This is a genomic window from Butyricicoccus pullicaecorum, from assembly GCF_002160355.1.
GTDB classification, from domain to species: Bacteria; Bacillota; Clostridia; order Oscillospirales; family Butyricicoccaceae; genus Butyricicoccus; species Butyricicoccus pullicaecorum.
Window position 1 is genome coordinate 72554 of sequence record NZ_NFKK01000008.1, and the last position, 21655, is coordinate 94208.

Here is a 21655-nt window from a genome sequence, read left to right on the forward strand (position 1 = left end):
GGTCATGCAAAGTCTAATCCATAATTGCTTCAATATTAGAAATCATTTTATCTATTGTCATATTTTTTCTCCTTAAAACACGAACTTGTTGTGTACAGGAGCAATATTTTGCTCCTGTACAGTATTTATTATATCTATTTTTGTATTTTTATTTATTTCTATATTTTCTGGCGGATCAATCTGTTCGCTATTGGAACTATTCTGTCCGTCGGAGGTCATACTGTTTTCCGAGCGCCGTGGTACTTCATAGAAGTCATATGTATTCCCGTTTGTTTGGACAAGGTAGCCAAGATCAACTAATTTGTGGAATTGATCGTGATAGGTGGAGCGAGGCATACCAATATCACGCGCAAGTGCGGCAGGAGACAGGGCAAATGTGTAGTTGTCTGCGTTGGCTGCGAGATAGAGATATAATCGCAAAGCATGAGCGCCAAGTTCACGAGACGCTGCTTGCCAGTTTTCGTTTTTGATACCGAGAAAGTCTGAGGTAACGCGCTCACGATGAACGCGCACCATTCGTTGGTTGGGGACGGTGGTCGGCATAATGGGGTATCCTCCTTATTTTCCAAGATCATTCAGCATATCCTGTAACTTCTTCAATGCTTCATCCTCCAAACGGATATTGATGCGAGACATTACGTCTTCTGTGATTTCCTTTTTCATCTGCTCTATTTCACGACGACGATTCAATTCATCTGCCATACGAGCGCGGGAATACATATAGTTCAGTTGTGCTTGTAGTTTATTGTCTAACCCTTTGGTTAAGTAATTGAAAAAGTCGTTATTATGATACTTGTACAATTTCACATCTCCTTAATATAAATAATATCAGAAAGCATATTTTTCTTACTTTCTATATATATTTTATAATATTTTTTATATAAAAACAAAAAGGATCGCTATATAGAAAGCCTGTATGCTTTCGAGCGGGTATAGGGGGTATATATTGGGAATATAAAAACTTTGGGGTGGGATAGCAGAAAAGTGTGGAGGCTGCTCTTATGGAGCAGATTTTTGTTTTATCCGTCATTGTTACAATAAAATTTGCGATATTTTACAAGAGTACAATAAAATATATTAAATTTAACTATATTTTAATAAAATTTATTGAAATGCAGTTAAATTGACCCAATTTCTATGTATTTGGATAAAATCGGAGAAAATTCATTATTTCCATAGATCTATTGACTATATATATATATATATATATACAGGTGTAAGATGAAGTGTATAAAAATGTTAATTTTGACGAATTTATGTGTTTTATTGGGAGGTATTTAAAATGCGTGTGACCATCGATCTGGAGCGGGACATTATCATCATCCCGGACAACTTCTTCAAGAAAATCGCAGAGGACAATGAGCGTCTTGAAAAATACGGTGCAAAGCCCGTGAAAGCCCTTGACCGTATCAAAAAATCCTATGAAACCGCTATGGCTGATACTGATAATCGTTTGATTACTCAGAGCAATGCAAAGGTCGCAAGAGGGAAAAAGACTATCTCTCCCGGAACCGCCAAGAAAATTCTGGAGGAAGAAGCTAAGAAAGCAGGAGTTAAATAATGCCTGTACGTGCTACACAAATCAAAAAAGAATTGATATGGTAGCCATATTTAGAAGTTTAGATCGTTCAAAGTTGTAGCAAAAAATGGGACAAAGCCTGAACACTGTTTCCCGTTATACATGTGAGTATGAAGCAGTTGTTAGTGTGGCGGGATATGTACTTAACCGTAGAGAGTGAGAGTATGGAGTATAGAAAAAGATGTAAGGTATGTGGAAAAATTTGGTGCTATACTGACGATGACTTAAAACAAGATGCAGCAAACAATCTTATGGGTGGTATTAACGCAGTTGGGCAGATTGCAAGTGCGTTTGGTGGTACGGTGTTCCATAGAAAGTATTTTGCTGATAGAAGTGAAAATATTGATCGTAAGCGTGTTAATAGAAACCAATGTCCTCAATGTCATTCTCTAGACTGTGAAGACATTTCGGAAGAGGAATTGGAAAAATACAAGACGCAAGAAAGTTTCTCGAAGGCACAGATTGCTATCAATAGCAACGCAACAACAGAGAATCTACTAACGCGAGCTAAGCTGTTATTAGAGGACAAGGATTGGGCAAGTGCTAATGCGTATTGCGACTATGTCTTGGATACCGAACCAGAGAACGGAACGGCTTATCTTTACAAATTGATGGCCGAGCTTCGTGTACAACATCAAGAGGAGCTTAAAGACAAGGCAGAACCCTTTGACGGAAAAGTAAATTACCAAAAGGTGATGCGCTACGCAGACGAATCAGTAAAGCAAGTTTTGAGCAGCTGTATTGAGCATATCAAAGATCGCAACGAGAATGAACGGCTACAAGGCATCTATGTTAGCGCTTGTAATCGCATGAAGAATGCGACAACAGAATCTGCGTTCAAAGAGGCAGCAGCAAGTTTTATAAAGATTTTAGGCTATAAAGATGCAGAGTCTATGCAACAGAAATGCATAGAGATGGCAAATCAAGCGCGTATAGAGGCTGAACAAAAGGCTGCAGTAAAAAAAGTAAAGAGAATCAGAAATACAATTATTATTGCAGTTATAGCGATTGTTGCCGCAATAGGTGCGCATTTTGCATTAAATAATTCTCAAAAGGAAGCTGCGTATAACGAAGCAATGCAACATGAAATTTCCGCCAATTCCGAAACATTTCATCCCGCCCGATTGGAGGAATATAAAACGGCTATCGCTGGATTCGAAGCACTTGGAAATTATAAAAATAGTGAGGAGCAGGTAGATGAAATAAAAAAAACAGCGTATGATACTGCGCTCTCAATTTTAAATGATACTGGAACTTTGGATGATTATAACACAATTTTGGAGTATTTTTCTATTGCGGAGGGATATGAAGATAGCATTCAAATGGCCCAACAATTAAAAGTCGAAATGGATGCAATTGATGAAGTATTTTATGTTGAAGAAGTAACAGATGATGATATAGAAGCAGCACGCAAGATATTTGATACAAATCAGTATGCAAAACGGTTAGCTAGCTTTGAAAAATCGGTCTATATTTATGAGCAGTTTTGCAATACTCAATGGGAATATGTGTCTGGTGATGCACGAGCATTGAGCATGATTTCCTCCAATGGTGGAAATTGCTCAATTATCAAAACTGATATGAGCAGAAAGCCGGTAGACCAGTGGTGGGGGTGGGATAGAACACTTACAATTTACATCAATGGTACACCAATATCATTTGATTATGCTACGTATATTAACGATGACACTAACAATCGAATTGAGTTTTGGGGAAGACTAATAACACTATCTGGGAAAAGCGATGTTGATGTGGTTTTAACAGAACAGGGCAGACTGCATATTGTGCTTACATTCTTGGATGGCTCTACGTTTGAGTGTGAGTATAAGCGAGCTTAAAATAATATCATGAGAGCGGGCGTAAGTCCGCTCCATTTTTATTTGTTCGCAAAGGTACACATTTGCAAATATAGAAAAACAGCACTTATTTATTGTTCGCAAAACATGAAAAATGATTTACAAATATATTCGTAAATATATTGATTTTTACGAATATAAATGATACAATATGAACAGATGAACAAAGGGGGATGCGAACATGGACAGCCGTACCTACTATTATGCCAGAGTATCAAGTAAGGAACAAAACCTTGATCGTCAGATTGCTGCTTTCAAGACTCTTGGAGCAAGCGAGCGGGAGATTATCACCGATAAGGAAAGTGGTAAAGACCTAGAGAGAACAGGGTATCAAGCGCTTAAAAATGCCATGCTGCGGCGTGGAGATACCCTTGTTGTAAAGTCACTTGATCGATTAAGCCGCAATAAAGCAGATATTTACAATGAATTGCGCTATTTCAAAGAAAACGGTATTCGCTTGAAAGTGATTGACCTGCCGACAACGATGATGGATTTACCTGAGGGGCAGGAGTGGGTTTTTGAAATGGTTAACAATATTCTGATTGAAGTGTTAGGTACGATTGCTGAACAAGAGCGTGCGACCATCCGCAAAAGGCAAGCTGAGGGAATTGAGGCAGCAAAGCAAAAGGGAAAAAAGCTAGGTCGTCCGGCAATTACATTTCCTGCGAATTGGAATGAGATTTACCGCTCTTGGAAAGCAGGAGAGATTACCGCAAAGGTTGCTATGGAGCAGACGGGGACAAAGCGTACTAGTTTTTATAAGTTAGTCGGTATGATGGAGGGCAGATACAATGAATGAAGTTGTGTGCAGAGATTGCGGCAGTATTTACACGGATGAATTAGACTCCTGTCCGAAATGTGGTTCAAAGAAGAAAGAAATATATTTTTCTGTAAAGTCAACTCTGGATATTCCGTTTGAAGTAACAGAAATGAGAGGGAAAAAGCCACACTTGACAGGAAAGAAGAAGAATATTTGGGAATGGACAAACAAGAAAACAGTCAGAGGTGATAATGGTACACCAGTCAGACGATATAAACTGATTGATAGAGAAAATGACTGGTACGAAGAAGTGGTAACGGATTTAACAACAGGTGAAGTTTCCCATGAATGCAAACAGAAACTATCAGAGCATACTGGACACGGAAGTGCAAAATTCAAGAACAAGATAGAGCAAGAGAAATAATATCTTGCTCTCTACGACAAAATATGTTATGCTTTATCTGATCATTTCCATTATGACATACTAAAAATACAGTATAGCAATTTTAGGATAGCGTAAGCCTTGAAAATGCTTGATTTATAAAGCAAAATCAGTTCTCCTTCCAGAGGGCGTGCCCTCTGGTTGACGACGTACAGTCTGTTTGGCACAACTGGGAAAACGAAGACGAGTACGAGGGCTAAGAATCGTATCCGTCCGGAAACGACGCGCTTTCAGCCTCTTTTGCACGAGCAAGAGAGGCTGTTTTGCTGCGTTTTGCAACCAAATTACCGAAAGGAGTTTTTGCGTGGATACTTTAAAATCATTTATCCGATACTATAAACCCTATCGCGCGGTCTTTTTCTTTGACCTCATCTGCGCGATGGTCATCAGCCTCATTGACCTGGCTTATCCGCAGATCCTGCGCACGCTGACCGGTACGCTGTTTACCCAGCCGGGTGCGGTTATTCTCAAGGCGCTCATGCCCATCGGCATCGGCCTGTTTTTGATGTATGTTGTGCAGAGTGCGTGCAAATATTACGTCAGCTATCAGGGTCACATGATGGGCGCGAATATGGAGCGCGACATGCGTCAGCAGCTGTTTGACCACTATCAGAAGCTGTCGTTCTCCTATTATGATCAGAATAATTCCGGTCAGATGATGAGTAAACTGGTGTCCGACCTGTTCGACATCTCGGAGTTTGCCCACCACGGCCCGGAAAACCTGTTTATTTCGCTTGTTAAGATCATCGGCTCATTTGTATTCCTGTTCCTGATTAACTGGCGGCTTGCCATCCCGCTGATCATTCTTGTCGTGCTCATGTTTGCTTTCTCCTTGCGCCAGAATCGCCGTATGCAGGAGACTTTTCTGGACAACCGACGCAAGATTGGTGATGTCAACGCCAGCTTGCAGGATACCCTGTCCGGCATTCGCGTCGTGCAGTCGTTTGCAAACGAGAACATCGAGCGCGATAAGTTCCGCCAGAGCAATCATGCCTTTTTGACCTCCAAGCAGGCAAATTACCGCTGCATGGGCGGATTTATGAGCAGCAATCTGTTCTTCCAGGGCATGATGTATCTGGTTACGCTGGTGTTTGGCGGTTACCTGATTGCCAAGGGACAGATGCAGGCTTCCGACCTTGCCATGTACGCCCTGTACATCGGTATTTTCATCAGCCCCATTCAGATTTTGGTCGAGCTGACCGAGATGATGCAGAAGGGTCTGTCCGGTTTCCGTCGATTCCGCGCGGTCATGGACACCGAACCCGACATCGAGGACGCACCGAACGCAAAGCCGTTGGAAAACGTGCGCGGTACGGTGTGCTACGAGAATGTATCCTTCCATTACAGCGATGACGATACGCCGGTGCTGACCGATGTGTCGTTTACCATCCCGGCCGGAAAGTCCATCGCACTGGTTGGCCCCTCGGGCAGCGGTAAGACCACCATCTGCTCGCTGCTGCCGCGCTTTTATGATGTCACCGGCGGCAGAGTCACGATTGACGGTCAGGACGTGCGCGAACTGACACTGGAAAGCCTGCGCAGCCAGATTGGTATTGTCCAGCAGGACGTGTATCTGTTCTGTGGTACGATTGGCGAAAACATCGCTTATGGTAAACCGGGTGCGAGTATGGAAGAGATCGTGGACGCTGCCCGTAAGGCAAACATTCACGACTTTATCCAGAGCCTGCCGGATGGTTACGATACCTTCGTGGGAGAGCGCGGTACACGCCTGTCGGGCGGTCAGAAACAGCGTATTTCGATTGCGCGTGTGTTCCTCAAAAATCCGCCCATCCTCATTCTGGACGAGGCGACCAGCGCACTCGATAACGAGAGTGAGAGATGGATTCAGCAGAGCCTGACCGAGCTGGCCAAGAATCGTACCACGATTACCATTGCACACCGTTTGTCGACTATTCGCGGCGCGGACGAAATTCTGGTGGTCGCGGATAATGGCATCGCGGAACGTGGTACCCATGATGAATTGCTCGAAAAGGATGGCATTTACGCGCATTATTACGAAATGCAGTAATCACCACCGCACCCATATGGAAGCTTTCGCCAGCCTTTCTCGAAAGGCTGCGGGTTCTCAGGGCAGAGCCCTGCGTCGCCGTCCGCAGACGGCGAAATTCCCCTTTTGAAACCCGGTGTCCGCCCCGGGTTTCAACTAAAAAATAATAAAAAAGCGCGTCCGCAGACGCGCAATACAAAAAATACCGCTTGTTTCCAAGCGGTATTTCTTTATTACATATTTCATTACCCAAGCGCAGCCCGGCAGCGCTCTACCAGCGCCGTCGCATCATCCGCATTCGGATGCGCCGCCGCTGCCTCAAAGTTGCGCAGCAGCATTTCACCCTTTTCACGGGTCTCTGGGTTCTCACACATCTGCTCATAGCGACGGCGAACACCCTCGCCCATGCGACCGGCACACATGTACCAGCCCATCACCTGACAGTCAGCCGGCAGTTCAGCCTTGACGCGGTCGATGAGCTGGGAGAAATAGCTGTCGGATGCACCGAAACCAGCCGTTCCGAACAGGAATACCTGCTTTCCGGCGAGCTGGGGCAGGACAGCCTTGAGCTTGTCCGAGCAGGTGCCCTTGTCCGTCCAGAAGCCGAGCAGGACGCAGTCAGCGTCAGTCACTGCGCAGGTATCCGGTGTGCACAGCACAGCGTCCGGGTAAGCCTTGTGCAGGGCTTCGGCCAAATAAGCGGTATTTCCGGTTGCGCTATCGTATAAAATGGCGATTTTCATACAAATTCTCTCCTTGATCGATTTTATGATTGAAACAGTATAGCAGAAACAAATATGGAAATCAAGGCACAATTTGTAAAGGATTTGTGCGTGGTGGGGGAATTGAGGGAGAAAAAACCGTTTCCAAAGTGGAAACGGTTTTGATGAGCGGCCAATGGCCGCGGGGGATGACGCGACGTGCGCGTCGCGTTTTCATTTTTGTTTTAGTTGATTTTCCCTTGCGGGGGACGGGAAAATCAAAAGGGGATTTCGCCGTCTGCGGACGGCGACTCAGGGCTCTGCCCTGAGAACCTGCAAACCTTTGAAAAGGTTTGATCCAAACTTTAGTGTTGGGTGCGGAGATCAATCGAGAGATTCCGGCAGAAGGTTTCGATTTGGCTCTGGGATGCTTGAACAGCGCCTTGAACGACGGCAGGCTTGCCACCGCCATGACCGTTCAGCGCCTGATTGAGTTCCTTACAGATGGGGTGAACGTCCACGTTATGGCTGCAAATTGCGTACTGATATCCGCCGTTCGGCGCCTCACTGAATACCGCTGCCCATCCGGTCTGTTTGGCCAGAATATCGGCAAACTGGCGAATCTGAACCGGAGACAGGTTCTCGGCAAAGCTCCACAGCCGATCCTGATTACTAGGCAATAATGCGGCTTTAAGTCGGAAAATCTGTTCATGCAGGGCAATGACCTCAGCCTTATAGCGGTCATTGCGCGATGCCATGAGTTCGACTGCCTGTGCGACCTCGTGCGGCTTGGCTGACAAGATGTGCGAAATCTCGGTGACACTCTTCTGTTTTTGGTCGTAATCGCGCACAGCATCCCAGCCGATGAGCAGAGTCAGACGGATACCGCCGCGGTGGGGTGTCTGGGTGCCGACCTTGACGCAGCCGACCATACCGCTGCGTGCGACGTGCAGGCCGCAGCAGGCGCAAACATCCCGTCCACCGGTTTCCACGATGCGCACCATGCCGGTCAGTTCTTTCTTACTGCGGTAATCCAGTGTGCGCAGCGTGTCTGCGTCCGGGTAGGAAATAATCGTCGGCACATCGGCAAAGACCGCTTCGTTGGTCTGTCGTTCGACCTCTGCCAGCTGTTCGGGGGTTAAAACCCGGTCAAAGTCGATGGTCACACAGTCCCGGCTCAGGTGAAAGCCCACGTTATTGCAGCCGTACAATTCGTGCGCGATGCCCGAAAAAATGTGCTCGCCCGTGTGGCACTGCATGTGCCGGAACCGGCGTTCCCAGTCCAGTTCACCGTGTACGGTCTGTCCGACGGGCAGTTCTGCCTCGCATACATGAATGATTTCGTCCCCGGACAGGCGGGTGTCGGTCACACGAACGCCTGAAAGCGTTCCGGTATCGCCCGGCTGACCGCCGCCTTCGGGGTAGAATAGGGTGTCGGACAGCGTGACGGCAAACAAACCGTCCTTATAGGCGCGGCACCCGGTCACGGTCGCGTCAAAGCTGCGCTCGTCGGGGTGATGATAATAGCGTGCATCCTGCATGGGTATCCCTCTTATCGTAGTCTTTTTATGCTTTCAGTATACCAGAAAATGGCCGCAAAAACCAGAAGCAGACAGCGATTGACAGCGACAGATGGACATGATAGAATTAGTCCGAAATCGGACGAAATAAGGAGGACAAGCGTGATGCTGCACGAAGAGGTAATGGAACATTATGAGCTCTGGTGTGAGCTCAATCAGGTATATGCCGACTGGTGTCGTGCGCATGGGGTGTCCATCCATCGGCTGACCGTGCTGGAAGCGCTGTGGTTTCAGCAGAAGACCGGGTGTACGCTGCGCAGTTTGCAGGATCGGCTCTATCTGCCCAAGCAGACCATCCACACCATTGTGGACGGATTGGTCAAAGAGGGCTATCTTGAGCGCCATCCGTCACCCGAGGATAAGCGCACCAAGGTATTACGGCTGACCGAATCCGGATTGGCGTATGCCAAGACACAGGTCGCACCGATGTATGAGTGGGAGGGCAAGGCGATGAGACAGCTTGCACCCGCTGATCGCGCGGTCATGCTGCGTACCTATAAACAGCTTATTGATGCATTACGTACAGGATTTGAGGAGGAAGACAGCGTATGATGAAAGCCTACCTGCGCAGCATGCTGCCTGCTGTGCTCGCGTTTGCATTTTCCGGTGTCTATGCCATCGTAGACGGCTTTTTTGTCGGGCAGTATATTGGTGACAGTGGTCTTGCGGGTATCAATATCGCCTATCCCATGACCGCTTTGCTGCAAGCGGTCGGAACGGGCATTGGTATGGGCGGTTCCATTCACATGTCCATCTGTCTCGGACGCGGAGAGGAAGAAGAGCGTCAGCACTATCTTGGAACAACCGTGTGCATGCTCGCCCTGTCCAGTGTTCTGCTATTGGTTGGTTTGTGGTTTGCCCATCCGACCTTGCTGCGCCTGTTCGGTGCGACGGGTGCGGTCTATGACCGCGGTCTGGAATACATTCAGGTCATCATTCTGGGCACGTTTTTTCAGGTCTTTTCCACCGGTCTTGCACCCATTTTCCGCAATCTTGGACGCTCGCTCTTTGCTATGTGCGCCATGATGGCAGGTTTTGTCACCAACATCGTGCTCGATGCCACCATGATTGGCGTGCTGGGCTGGGGCATGTACGGTGCGGGGCTTGCGACCATCATCGGTCAGGGCGTGACCGCGCTTCTGTGCCTCATCGTGCTCATCTTCACCGAACGTCACGTTCCGCGCAGTCAGCTCCGCCCGACGCGCTGGGCGGTGGGACGCACGCTTGCGACCGGTCTGTCGCCATTCGGATTGACCATGTCGCCCAATCTGGTCATTATGTTTGTGAACCTCGGCGCCGTGCGCTACGGCGGTGAGCGCGCCGTTGCAGCCTATGCCGTGGTCAGCTACGTCGCGGTGGTCATTCAGCTGATCTTGCAGGGCGTGGGCGATGGCAGCCAGCCGACCATGAGTCTGTATCTGGGTGAGGGACGCATCAAGGATGTGCGCTTTATCTGCAAGACCGCGTACACCATCGCGCTGGGCGCAGCGGTTGCGTTTGGTACGCTGACCATCGTTGGACGCGACTGGTTCCCAGTGATCTTCGGCGCATCGACCGACACCGCACAGATGATTGCATACATCCTGTGCATCATCGCCGTCGGCTATCTGGGTATCGCGGTCATCCGTGTCACAATCGCCTATTTCTATTCGACCGGCTATAATACCTACGCCTATATTCTGGTTTACGGGGAACCGGTGATGATTGTGCTGCTGCTTCTCATCCTGCCGCTCTTCATGGGCGTCAACGGTGTCTGGGCGGCCATTCCGCTCGAACAGCTCATTATGGCAGGACTGGCGCTCGCTTTGCGCGCAATGGCGCACCGCCGTCCGTCCTCCATTGCAACTGCCAGTTAACATAGGATCTGCCAAATCGCACAGGAATTTCCGAACACCTGTGCGATTTTTCTTTTGCATCCCGCACCCTGATATGGTATGATAGATGCATAAAATCCGGACAGGAGGGAAGGCAGATGGCCGATCGCACCATTTTACACAGTGATTTGAACTCGTTTTACGCTTCGGTGGAGATTCGCAATAACCCGACCCTCGCAGACAAGCCGGTCGCCGTGGGCGGCGATGAGCAGGCGCGACACGGCATCGTGCTGGCAGCCAATCCGCTGGCCAAGCAGTACGGCATCCGCACGGCGGAAACGCTGTGGTCGGCGCGGCGCAAGTGTCCCGATCTGGTCATCGTGCCCACACATTTCGACGAGTACCACCGGTTTTCTCAGGCGGTACGCCAGATTTATCTGGACTACACCAGCCAGATTGAGCCGATGAGCTTGGACGAAGCCTTTCTGGACGTGACCGGCAGTCGGGAACTGTTCGGAGACGGGGAGACCATTGCCCAGACCATCCGCACGCGGGTCAAAGAGGAACTGGGACTGACGGTATCCATCGGCGTATCGTTCAACAAAATCTTTGCCAAACTGGGCAGCGATTACAAGAAGCCGGACGCCGTGACCATCTTTTCCCGCGAAAACTATCGGGAACTGGTCTGGCCGCAGCCGGTGGGCAACCTGCTGTACGTGGGCAAGGCGACCGCAGCCAAGCTCGCGGGCATCGGTATCCATACCATCGGCGAGCTGGCGGCAGCTGACCCGGCAGCCCTGCAAATGCTGCTCGGACGCATGGGGCCGACCCTGCACGATTACGCCAACGGACGGGATGAGACTCCGGTTGCCGAGTACGTCAATCGCGAACAGGCCAAATCTATCGGCAACATGATCACCGCGCCGCGCGATATCCGAACCCCGGCCGATGCCGATCTGGTGCTGTGGCCGCTGTGTGAGAACGTTGCCCACCGCCTGCGGCGGCACGGCATGTGCGCGGGCAGCGTGTCGCTGTATATCCGCGATATCCAGCTGGTCACGCACACCCGACAGTGCCAGCTCACGCCGCCGACCTGGCTGGCACGCGAACTGATGGAGCATGCCCGTGGGCTGCTCGCGCGGCATTACAAGTGGAAGCTGCCCATCCGCACGCTGGGCGTGACAGCAGGCGATCTGGTACCAGCCGATCAGGTGAGTTTACAGCTGGATTTGGACGGAACCGCAGAAAAACGAGACAAATTTGAGCGCATTGAGCGGGCGATGGACGGTCTGAAAGACCGCTATGGGTCGGCAGCAGTGCGGCGCGGCACCGAACTGCTCGACCCCAAGCTGTCCGGCTTCCATCCCCACGATCATGACTAGGAGGAACCTTATGAGAACCATTTACCCGGGACGGCGGTACCGTCATTTTAAGAACAAGCTGTATCAGGTCGTGCTGATTGCGCGCCACTCGGAGACCGGCGAGGATATGGTGGTCTATCAGGCGCTGTACGGCGACTACGGCTTCTATGTGCGTCCCTACGACATGTTTGCAAGCGAAGTTGACCACGAAAAGTACCCGGAAGTGAACCAAAAATACCGATTTGAGCTGGTGGAAGACCCCAGATGAACAGGAGAGGTGACAGTGATGAGAAAGGCACGGCGCGCCGATGTGCCAGCGATGGCAGAATTCTTGGTCGATCGATTTTGGCAGACCGAGCATTTTGTATTCCTGCGCGAGGGCATGCAGGCACCGCGTGAGGTGCTGCTGCGGATGACGCGGCGAGAGATGACGTTTTACTGTACGCAGCATGAAGTATGGCTATATGACGACCATATGAGCGGTTTGCTGGGAGTGGATGGTCCTGAATCGGAGAATCCTCTGGCTCAGCTGATCTGTGCAGGGCAAGTGGGGTGGGATGTGCTACACCTTCCGACTCATGATCGTCGTTTGCTGCTGGCACGCAATCGACGCATTGCTCAAATCCACGCGGTCAACTGGCACCGGAAATACACCGAAAAAGCTTACCACATCAGCCAGCTTGCGGTTGCACGGCAGGCCAAGGGCACGGGGGTGTGTCGTGCGCTCATCCAGCCTGTGCTGGATCGTGCCAAGGAGCAGGGAGTGGACGTCGTCCTTGAGACATTTACCCAAGATAACGTGGCTTTGTACGAGCATTTCGGCTTTGTCCTGACCGAGACCCATACCAGCCCGCAGATGCCCTATGCAGAATATTGCATGATTTATCATAGCGGTTCACCACGCGCAAAAACGTAGTTTTACACAAAAATGCCCCGCTGGATCGGCTGACCTAGCGGGGCTGCTGTGTTTATTTGAGCTCATCGACCGCGATTTCTTCCTCTTCAAAGGGAACGGGTTCGGGTTCGGTATAGGTGGGGTCTTCGTCGGGGATGATCGCTTCTTCGGCCTCGAACGGGACCGGTTCGTCCTCGGGCACGGGGTGCGGCTCCGGGGGAGCGGGCGGAACCGGCGGCTCCGGTGTATCCTTCATCTCGGCCAGACGCAGGTTATTTTCTGCAATGCGGCGCTTGCATGCGCGGATGCGGTCACATTCGGTCGCGAAAGCCGGGTCAGGGGATTCGCCGTACAGTTCAAAGTACATCTTGCCAATGGCGAGATAAGCACGGCGCATTGCGTCCTCTTCCGCGATGTTGTCGGTCTTGAGCTTGGCGATGGTAACACCTGCCTGCATCATCTCGGTCGCTTTGTCTACGCCGGTCTGCATCATTTCTGTCGCTTTGCCGCGCAGGTCATCGAGTTTATCGAACAATGCCATAAGGAACCCTCCAATCAGTTCTATGAAATTATTGTACATGTCTTTGTTGAAAACGTCAAATAAAAAGCAGATGCGTACACAAAAAATTCACAAATTATCTAAAAACATCTGTTATAATTTAGTTAGTATGTAGCTGTCCCGGGCAGATGATGCGTCTAAGCGGGGCAGGAAAATAAAGGAGGAAGTTACACAGATGGCAAGAGAGCGCACCTATATTATGCTCAAACCGGATGCATTGGAGCGTGGATTGATCGGTGAGATCCTGTCCCGCATCGAGCGAAAGGGCTACCGAATCGAACAGATGAAGATGATTACGCTGGACGAGCCCATCCTGCGTGAGCATTATGCACACATTGTGGATCAGCCGTTTTTCCCGGACACGGTTGCCTATATGACCCGCGGCCCGGTGCTGGCGATGGTGGTCGAGGGCGAGAACGCCGTGCGCGGCATGCGCATTCTGATGGGCGCGACCAAGTTTGAGGACGCTGCTGCGGGCACAATCCGCGGAGATTTTGGCCACTGTACGACCGAAAACCTCATTCACGGCTCGGATTCGGTCGAAAATGCACAAATTGAGATCAAGCGCTTTTTCGGCTGAGACAGACACACAGTCAGAGGAACAGACCGGGCGGACTGCGGTTCCGTCCGGTTTCTGTGTGCCTGCACATAGTCTCAAAAAACAAGATTATCCTATCATTTGAGCGGCAAATTCGGTTGCATTTGTACGAAAATTGTGATATGCTAGGCAAAAGACATGTGATATCATACTATGCACAAAATGATAGACTGTGCGTTTGTCATTCTATGTGCACGGGCACATTTTTGGTAGATCAGAGAAGTGAAATTTGAGAGGGAGAGAACAAATGGCAGTTACCTTGCGGCAGATTGCCGAGCTGGCCGGGGTCTCGCGCGGTACGGTAGACCGCGTGATGAACAACCGCGGCCACGTCAACGAGGAGGTCGAGGCGCGTGTCCGGCAGATCGCGGCTGAACTCGGATATGAACCAAATCAGGCCGGACGGGCGCTTGCACGCGCAAAAGTAAGCGTAAAAATTGGATTTTTGATTCAATCGGTAGAGACACCGACCATGCAGACCGTGGCCGAGGGCGCAGAGGAGGCGGCAGCCAAGCTGCGCTCGCGTGGGCTGGATGTGGTCATCCGCAAGCTGGAATCGCTGGGCGAACAGCAGGAATTGGACGCGATCGAGGCACTGGTCAAGGAAGGGATCAAGGGTCTGGCGATCACGCCCAGCGATTCCCCGGAAATCTATGCCGCGCTCGATCGTGTCGTCGATCTGGGCATTCCAGTCATTACGGTCAACGGTGATGCGCCGCGCAGCCGACGGATGTGCTTTGTCGGCATGGACAATGAACAGGGTGGACGCACAGCGGCCGGTCTGGTGCGCTCCATGCTGCCGGCAGGCGGTAAGGTGCTGACCCTGTCCGCCTATCCCAATAACCACGGTCACCGCGCAAGATACGTCAGTTTTGCCGAGGAAATGGCAAAAATTGCACCGGATATCCAGCTTTTACCCTTGCAGCACTGCTTTAACCGCGATGATTATGCGTATGAGCTGACGCTGCGTGCGCTGGAAGAGCATGAAGACTTGGACGTGATTTACGTCACAGCGCATGGTCAGCACGGTGCGTGCGAGGCAATTGAGAAGATGGGACGCAAAGTGCGCGTGGTCGCGTACGACCTGACACCCCAGAACCGCATCGACCTGACCGAGAACAAGATCGAATTTGTCATCGATCAGAACGCCCGTGTGCAGGGAACACAGCCGCCGCAGCTGCTGTATGAGTACCTGATCGAGGGAAAACAGCCGACATGCTCGCAAATGTACACGGATATCCTCATAAAAACTCGCTATAACATCTAAATTCAACCAAAATGCACAGGACGCTCGCTTTTGAGCGTCCTGTTTTTTATGCAATTTGTTCACGGGCACGCAGAATGCAGATAAGTTGCACAAAAAGAAATTGGGAAATTTGTGATAATATCTAAAAATATGGTGAAAAATGGATTTTTTATTGCGTTCACGGGCACAACTGGATATAATTGAACTTGTGAATAAGACATGTCGGAATTGTAAACGAATCATGAACGACAGGTCAAAAACATCCAAAAGGCGACAGGAAACCCCTGTTTTCGTCCCGTGCAGTTACTGGGGAGTGCACACGGGACGAACCAAAAAGACCGGACGGGACGCCTTGCCCGACGGGACAATGTGTGTAGAAAGAGGATGAAAGCATGAATCTTATGTTCACAGCTGTGACATTCGTGGCCTTCACCGCGCTTGTCGCAATCATCTCCTGGTGGAAGACCAGAGGTGACAATTTGGACACGCAGGATGGTTATTATCTGGCAGGTCGCGGACTGACCGGCCCGGTAATCGCAGGTTCTCTGCTCATGACCAACCTGTCCGCAGAGCAGCTGGTCGGCAACAACGGCCAGGCTGTACGAATCGGCATGAGCCCGATGGGCTGGGAAGTTACCTCGGCCATCGCGTTGGTTATCCTGGCATTCGTACTGATGCCGAAGTACCTCAAGACCGGTCTGACCACCGTTCCGGAGTTCTTCGAGCAGCGCTATGATGCAGGTACCCGCCGTCTGGTTTCCTTCATTGTACTGCTCTCTTACATCATCATCATGCTGCCGAACGTACTGTACGCCGGCGCACAGGTATTCGTTAACATCTTCGGCATCGATCAGGTCTTTGTTACGCAGTTCGGTATGGACGCAGGTTCCGCTCGTTTCTGGGCAATCGCTGCTGTCTGTGTCGCAACCGCATTCGCAGGTTCCATTTACGCGATCTTCGGCGGCCTGAAGGCGATCGCAGTCTCTGACTCGATCAACGGCCTGGGTCTGATCGTCGGCGGTCTGCTCGTACCGATCTTCGGTCTGATCGCACTGGGCGCAGCGCATGGCGGCGGCTTCATGGAAGGTCTGGATGCATTCCTGAACACCGATAAGACCCTGCTCAACGCGATCGACGCACCCAACCTCAACGAGCCTTACCTGCCCTGGCCGCTGCTGCTGACCGGTCTGCTGGTCAACAACATGTACTTCTGGGCAACCAACCAGTCCATCATCCAGCGTACCTTCGGTGCAAAGAACCTGAAGGAAGCACAGAAGGGTGCTGTTCTGGCAGGTTTCTTCAAGATCCTCACCCCGCTGATCATCGTTGTACCGGGTGTCATCGCACGCCTGCTGTACACCGAGGTTACCGACTGGGGCAACGGCGATACTGCATACCCGATGCTGGTTGCAGACGTTATGCCCAAGTGGCTGCTCGGCTTCTTCGCAGCTGTTATGTTCGGCGCAATCCTGTCGTCGTTTAACTCCATTCTAAACTCCGCTTCCACCATTTATGCGCTGGACATTCACCGTCCGATGTTCAACCCGAACGCAACCGACGCGCACATGGTAAAGGTTGGCCAGAACTTCGGTACCATCGTTGCGATCATTTCGACCGTCATGTCTCCGTTCTTCATGTACATGGGCGGTATCACCACGACCGTAAACTCTGCATTCGCAGCATTCAACACCCCGCTGTTTGTCTGCCTGCTGTGCGGCTTCTTCTGGAAGAAGGTTCCGGCGAACGCTGCAAAGATCGTTATTCCGATCCACGTTGTTCTCTACTTCCTGCTGCAGTTCTATCTGCGCTATCAGATCCCGTTCCTCGAGAACACCCACTACCTGTACTTCACCGCGTTCCTGTTTGTCATTGACATGATCATCATGTGCATCATCGTCAAGGTACATCCGCGTGAGACCGATTTCGTCCTGCACGATGCGCAGGCTGTCGATCTGACTCCGTGGAAGAACGGCAAGTACGTTGCAGCCTTCGTTCTGGCGATTATGTGCCTGGCATACGTGATCTTCTCTCCGCTGTGCCTGGGTGCGTAAGCAAAAATACAGATTTTCTGACCTCTCGAAAGACCCTGCCGGGAAAAACCCGGTGGGGTCTTTTGCTGCAAAATGAGACGCATTTTGAGAGTGTAATTGTAAATATTAACTGAATTTTAACCATAATTCGCTGGACACCGACCAGGGATACGCCTATAATAAGGATAACAGCAAGACAGAGACTTTTGAAGTGCGTGTGCAAGGGACGCGCCTTCGTTTCGAGCTCAAAGAAGGAGGAATGATCTATGAAGAGTTCGTATACAAAACGTGCGCTCGCCTTCTGGCTGGCGGTCGCGATGGTGGCGACCAGTGCGCCGATGGCGTTTGCGAGAGAGCGGGATAGTGTACCGTCGGCTTCGACTACCCAGAATGGTGACCAGGCAATGAGTCTCTCGGCTACGCAAATTAGTGTGGCTTACGGTGAAGAAATTTCGGATGCCAAGCTTAAGGCGGCAGTTATTGGCGCACCGGGATCGGCTAGTATTGCTTATTCGGTCAAACAAGGTAGTACAGAAGTATTATCTTATAGCGATGGTAAGGTCACACCGTTAAAAGCAGGAAGTGGAACTATAACTGCGACAGTAACTGCTAGCGGTTATACTACAACAACTGTAGATATTCCCGTTAATGTGGAGAAAAAGAAAATTTCGGTAAGTGCAGCAACAGTAGAGGATAAAGTTTATGATAAAAAGACAGATGCTACTGTTACACAAGTAACTTTTGACGGCGTTTCGTTAAGCAAGGACGCAGATTATACTGTATCTGCGCAGTTCGAAGATGCAAATGTAGGTATAGATAAAGCCGTAACCGGTACAGTTTCGCTCACAGGTGATGCGGCAAATAAGTATGAGCTGACTTCTGCAACATTACCAACAGGTACCAAGGCAAATATTACAGCAGCATCTGTGACTCTTGAAGTTCCAAAGCAGACTGTAAAGCAGGGGACTACATTAAACACTTTGGCTAAGAATTTGTCTGATAATGTCAAGGCAAAAGGCGTAGATGGTGAAGCAGTTGCTGGTACATTTTCTGGACTGGAAGTTTCGAAAAGGGATGAGTTTAGAGTAACAGGCCAGAATTTTGAAAGTGATAAAGGTGTATATACGTTAACTGGCACATTTACGCCAAGTAATTCTAACTATATCGCTAAGTCGGATGTGGAGATCGTTTGTGATGTAACTGGCTTAGACAAGCAAGAGGCAGCTTTTGAGACAACAGATTCACAGGTATACGAAAAGGATAAAACTGTAGAAAATCCTGTAACAGTAACAAAGGGTAATACTTCTGCAGTAATTAGCTATGATTCTTCGGATAAATCTGTAGCAACTATTGATAATCAGGGCAAGATTACCATCCTTAAAGCTGGTAAGACTGCTATTTCTGCAGCAATTCCTGGAAATGCTGATTATGAAGCTGCGAATATTTCTTATGAATTGGTTGTCAATCCTAAGCCAATGACGGAAGCTACAATTACGTCTATTGCAGAACAGGTTTACACTGGAAAAGAATTGACTCCGGACTTAACAGTTACAGATGGTAGTATTTCTCTCGTTAAGGGAACAGACTATGATGTTGCATATACCAATAACGTATTTCCGGGTACTGCAACAGCAACGGTAACCTTCAAGGGCAATTACACTGGTACAGCCAAAAAGACATTTGAAATTCAGAAGGCAACGTACAATAAGCCTACGGGAATTTCTCAGTCTGTTGTGGCTGGACAGAATGCTGTTTTGACCATTCCTGTCGATCTGGCAAATGCTGAGATTACCAACTATAGTTCGATTACTGTAGATGGCACGGATGCATCTATTGTGGATGGCACACCGACCAGAGACAAAAATGTCATCACTGCAAAGATCAAGTCTGGTGCAACTAATGGTCAGACTGCAAACGTAAAGATCATGCTGACCACTAAGGGTTATGGTGACGTTACTCTCACTTATACATTAACTGTTGCGGATAGCAAGCAGCAGTTGACCAGCAGCCAGATCAACTTTGCAAGCAAGACAGTTACTGCCGATGGCAAGACCTACTTCAAGCTGGACAATGCAAGCTTGAATGGTGTTACGGATACCAATGGCAAATGGACTTATGCAGTCAAGGGTGTAAGCACACTGAGTGAACAGAGTGAGATGCCGTCCTTTAAGGATGCTGGCGTTTATACCATCGTTGCAAGCTATCAGGGCGATAAGTACGTTGGCTCTAAGGAAGCAACCCTGACCATTAAGCCTGCTGTTAAATCTACGATTACAGTTTCCGCAAGCCAGCTTGGCAGCAGCTACGATGATAATCATAAGTACTGGGACCTTGACAAGAGAGGTTCGGGCGATGGTTATCTGAATCTGCGTGCGGATGCAGATGATTATCTGGTCAATCAGAGAATCAATGGCAGATCTTCCGAATGGATTGGCATGACGATTTCTCCGGAAGTCAGTGGAACCGCGAAGGCAAGTGGTTTGTGGGTATCTACCAACCAGAGCACTTGGTATGAACTGAAAAAGAATGATACTTTGTCGCTGAGTGATTTTTATATTCGTGATATTGGCGACAAGACGTTTGATTTGTGGTATGATACCGATGATCGAGATTGTCATGACAGCCTCTATCTTGCAACCGACTCCAAGGGTTCCAATAAGTTTGAAATTTATGTAGATTTCAATTCTTACAGCGGTTCTTCCTCTTCGTCCTCCGGTTCGTCTTCGTCTGACACCTCCAAGGTAAACGGTGACCGTGTATCTACCACCACCGTCGACAAGACCCCGTCTGTCAAGAACGGCAGCGCAACGGTAACCTTCTCGTCCTCGGCCCTGTCCGATGCACTTGATGCAAACAAGAAGGAAGCAAAGCGTGAGGATGCCGACAAGACTTACATCGAACTCGATGTCAAGACTTCCAAGTCGGTCGATGATACCACCATTACCGTACCGCGCAGCTCGCTCGATAAGATCGCAGATGAGGATACCGGCCTCAAGCTGACCACCAATCAGGGCACTGTAACCTTCGATTACCGCGCACTGGCTGAGATTTACGACGCATGTGATAAGACCAATATCGAGTTCTACCTCGAGGAAGACGACGACGATCAGTACGTCCTGCTCATCAAGGACGGCAGCAGCGATGTCATCGACCTTGGCCGTGGCTCGGTTGAAGTCACCTTTGATTACAAGCTCAAGAGCGGTGAAAAGTCCTCGGATGTCAAGGTTTACCGCATCGGTAACGGCGACAAGACCTGGCTGTCCACCTACGGTGGCAGCACGGTTTATGGTGCAGCTGATGTCTACGCAGCAGCTCCGACCTACGTCACCGATATGAAGGCTGATTACTCGTCTTCCAAGAAGAAGGTCACCTTCACCACCGATGCACTCGGTACTTTCCTTATCACCACCGATACGCTCAAGACCGGTTCGGGCAGTACAACGACCACTCCGACCTACAACGCATTTGTTGATGTTCCGTCCTCTCGCTGGAGCGCAACTTACATCAATAAGCTGGCATCCCTGGGCATCATCAATGGTACGGGCGGCGGCTACTTTGAGCCCACGCTGTATGTCACCCGTGAAGAGTTCGTCAAGATGCTGGCAGGCGTTGCTGGTGCGAATGTGACCGGTTATACCTCGTCCAGATTCCCGGACGTCTCGCTGTCCCGCTGGAGTGCACCGTACATTGCATGGGCAGCAGATCGCGGCATCACCACCGGTACGGATGGCGGCAATTTTGCACCGACCATGCGCATCACCCGTGAAGAGATGGCGACCATGATTTACCGCTACGTACAGTCGTCCGGCAAGACCCTGCCTGCTAAGAATGCACCGGTGATCTTTGCAGATGCAAACCTGATTTCCGGCTGGGCACAGACTCCGGTCTCTGTCATGCAGCAGGCTGGCATCATTGATGGCAACGTCACCAATGGCCGTTATACCTTCGATCCCAAGGTATCGGCAAGCCGTGAGGAATGCGCAAAGATGCTCGCAGTTCTGTACGATCTGGTACGCTGATTGACAGCACAAACACGTTCATAAACACATAACAGGAGAGACCCACTCGCTTATGAGTGGGTCTCTTTTTTGTGCAGATGCGATGAAAAAACCGGTCTCCATGTTGGAGACCGGTTTTTACTGGGGAAATAGAAGAAGATAAAAGTACCAGAAAGTTTTATCGACCGAAATGCGTTTCATTGTACTGGTGTATGGCATAGAAAGCTG

General features: G+C 49.8%; 19 protein-coding genes and 1 pseudogene. 15 read left to right on the plus strand and 5 right to left on the minus strand.

The window, feature by feature from the left end:
• Positions 1 to 72: 72 nt before the first annotated feature.
• Entirely contained in the window at positions 73 to 543 is a 471-nt protein-coding gene (locus B5F17_RS08240; protein ID WP_087372864.1) for a helix-turn-helix domain-containing protein, read from the minus strand.
• Positions 544 to 558: 15 nt separating this feature from the next.
• A complete protein-coding gene (locus B5F17_RS08245; RefSeq protein ID WP_087372866.1) occupies positions 559 to 801 on the minus strand; it encodes a hypothetical protein in 243 nt (80 codons plus the stop codon).
• Positions 802 to 1282: 481 nt separating this feature from the next.
• Here B5F17_RS08245 and B5F17_RS08250 point away from each other — a divergent pair, with 481 nt between their 5' ends.
• The 5 genes from B5F17_RS08250 to B5F17_RS08270 all read left to right on the plus strand — a co-directional run bounded on the left by B5F17_RS08250 (position 1283) and on the right by B5F17_RS08270 (position 6666).
• Positions 1283 to 1561, plus strand: coding sequence for a hypothetical protein (locus B5F17_RS08250; RefSeq protein WP_087372869.1), 279 nt, complete (start codon positions 1283 to 1285; stop codon positions 1559 to 1561).
• Positions 1562 to 1689: 128 nt separating this feature from the next.
• Positions 1690 to 3417 carry a hypothetical protein gene (locus B5F17_RS08255; protein WP_143287709.1) on the plus strand — a complete coding sequence of 576 codons (1728 nt, stop codon included), beginning with the start codon at positions 1690 to 1692 and terminating at the stop codon, positions 3415 to 3417.
• A 199-nt stretch (positions 3418 to 3616) separates the two neighbouring features.
• Positions 3617 to 4234 carry a recombinase family protein gene (locus B5F17_RS08260; protein ID WP_087372874.1) on the plus strand — a complete coding sequence of 206 codons (618 nt, stop codon included), beginning with the start codon at positions 3617 to 3619 and terminating at the stop codon, positions 4232 to 4234.
• Positions 4227 to 4619: a hypothetical protein gene (locus B5F17_RS08265; protein WP_087372877.1), complete on the plus strand. Its 393-nt coding sequence runs from the start codon at positions 4227 to 4229 to the stop codon at positions 4617 to 4619. Before B5F17_RS08260 ends, B5F17_RS08265 begins: the two co-directional genes overlap by 8 nt.
• Before the next feature lie 322 nt (positions 4620 to 4941).
• A complete protein-coding gene (locus tag B5F17_RS08270) occupies positions 4942 to 6666 on the plus strand; it encodes an ABC transporter ATP-binding protein (RefSeq protein WP_087372879.1) in 1725 nt (574 codons plus the stop codon).
• Between the two features lie 224 nt (positions 6667 to 6890).
• On the opposite strand, the gene bilS is transcribed toward B5F17_RS08270, so the two are convergent.
• Together bilS and B5F17_RS08280 are read right to left on the minus strand one after the other, a co-directional pair.
• A complete protein-coding gene (bilS, locus tag B5F17_RS08275; protein WP_087372882.1) occupies positions 6891 to 7388 on the minus strand; it encodes a flavodoxin family protein BilS in 498 nt (165 codons plus the stop codon).
• 323 nt (positions 7389 to 7711) lie between these two features.
• Positions 7712 to 8887, minus strand: coding sequence for an alanyl-tRNA editing protein (locus B5F17_RS08280; protein ID WP_087372885.1), 1176 nt, complete (start codon positions 8885 to 8887; stop codon positions 7712 to 7714).
• A 144-nt stretch (positions 8888 to 9031) separates the two neighbouring features.
• Between B5F17_RS08280 and B5F17_RS08285 the strand changes: the two genes are divergently transcribed.
• From B5F17_RS08285 to B5F17_RS08305, 5 genes are all read left to right on the plus strand, one after another.
• The gene (locus B5F17_RS08285) at positions 9032 to 9478 is read left to right on the plus strand and encodes a MarR family winged helix-turn-helix transcriptional regulator (RefSeq protein WP_162608126.1); all 447 of its coding nucleotides are present in this window, start codon (positions 9032 to 9034) and stop codon (positions 9476 to 9478) included.
• Positions 9475 to 10782: an MATE family efflux transporter gene (locus tag B5F17_RS08290; protein WP_087372889.1), complete on the plus strand. Its 1308-nt coding sequence runs from the start codon at positions 9475 to 9477 to the stop codon at positions 10780 to 10782. Before B5F17_RS08285 ends, B5F17_RS08290 begins: the two co-directional genes overlap by 4 nt.
• Positions 10783 to 10898: 116 nt before the next feature.
• Positions 10899 to 12122, plus strand: a complete 1224-nt coding sequence (dinB, locus tag B5F17_RS08295; RefSeq protein ID WP_087372891.1) for a DNA polymerase IV — start codon at positions 10899 to 10901, stop codon at positions 12120 to 12122.
• Between the two features lie 10 nt (positions 12123 to 12132).
• Positions 12133 to 12369, plus strand: a complete 237-nt coding sequence (locus tag B5F17_RS08300; RefSeq protein ID WP_016147776.1) for a DUF1653 domain-containing protein — start codon at positions 12133 to 12135, stop codon at positions 12367 to 12369.
• Positions 12370 to 12420: 51 nt separating this feature from the next.
• Positions 12421 to 13017 carry a GNAT family N-acetyltransferase gene (locus B5F17_RS08305; protein WP_162608127.1) on the plus strand — a complete coding sequence of 199 codons (597 nt, stop codon included), beginning with the start codon at positions 12421 to 12423 and terminating at the stop codon, positions 13015 to 13017.
• 52 nt (positions 13018 to 13069) lie between these two features.
• On the opposite strand, the gene B5F17_RS08310 is transcribed toward B5F17_RS08305, so the two are convergent.
• Positions 13070 to 13537 (minus strand): hypothetical protein, encoded by a 468-nt coding sequence (locus B5F17_RS08310; protein ID WP_016147774.1) that lies wholly within the window; start codon positions 13535 to 13537, stop codon positions 13070 to 13072.
• 193 nt (positions 13538 to 13730) lie between these two features.
• Between B5F17_RS08310 and ndk the strand changes: the two genes are divergently transcribed.
• The 5 genes and pseudogenes from ndk (at position 13731) to B5F17_RS08330 (ending at position 21448) form a co-directional block, all read left to right on the plus strand.
• Positions 13731 to 14135, plus strand: a complete 405-nt coding sequence (gene ndk, locus B5F17_RS08315; RefSeq protein ID WP_016147773.1) for a nucleoside-diphosphate kinase — start codon at positions 13731 to 13733, stop codon at positions 14133 to 14135.
• Positions 14136 to 14400: 265 nt separating this feature from the next.
• Positions 14401 to 15420, plus strand: a complete 1020-nt coding sequence (locus B5F17_RS08320; RefSeq protein WP_087372894.1) for a LacI family DNA-binding transcriptional regulator — start codon at positions 14401 to 14403, stop codon at positions 15418 to 15420.
• A gap of 371 nt (positions 15421 to 15791) precedes the next feature.
• Entirely contained in the window at positions 15792 to 17450 is a 1659-nt protein-coding gene (locus B5F17_RS08325) for a solute:sodium symporter family transporter (protein ID WP_087372897.1), read from the plus strand.
• Between the two features lie 383 nt (positions 17451 to 17833).
• A pseudogene (locus B5F17_RS15315) lies at positions 17834 to 18304 on the plus strand (YDG domain-containing protein); the annotation flags it as partial.
• Between the two features lie 858 nt (positions 18305 to 19162).
• The gene (locus B5F17_RS08330) at positions 19163 to 21448 is read left to right on the plus strand and encodes an S-layer homology domain-containing protein (RefSeq protein WP_242968729.1); all 2286 of its coding nucleotides are present in this window, start codon (positions 19163 to 19165) and stop codon (positions 21446 to 21448) included.
• Positions 21449 to 21655: the final 207 nt, after the last annotated feature.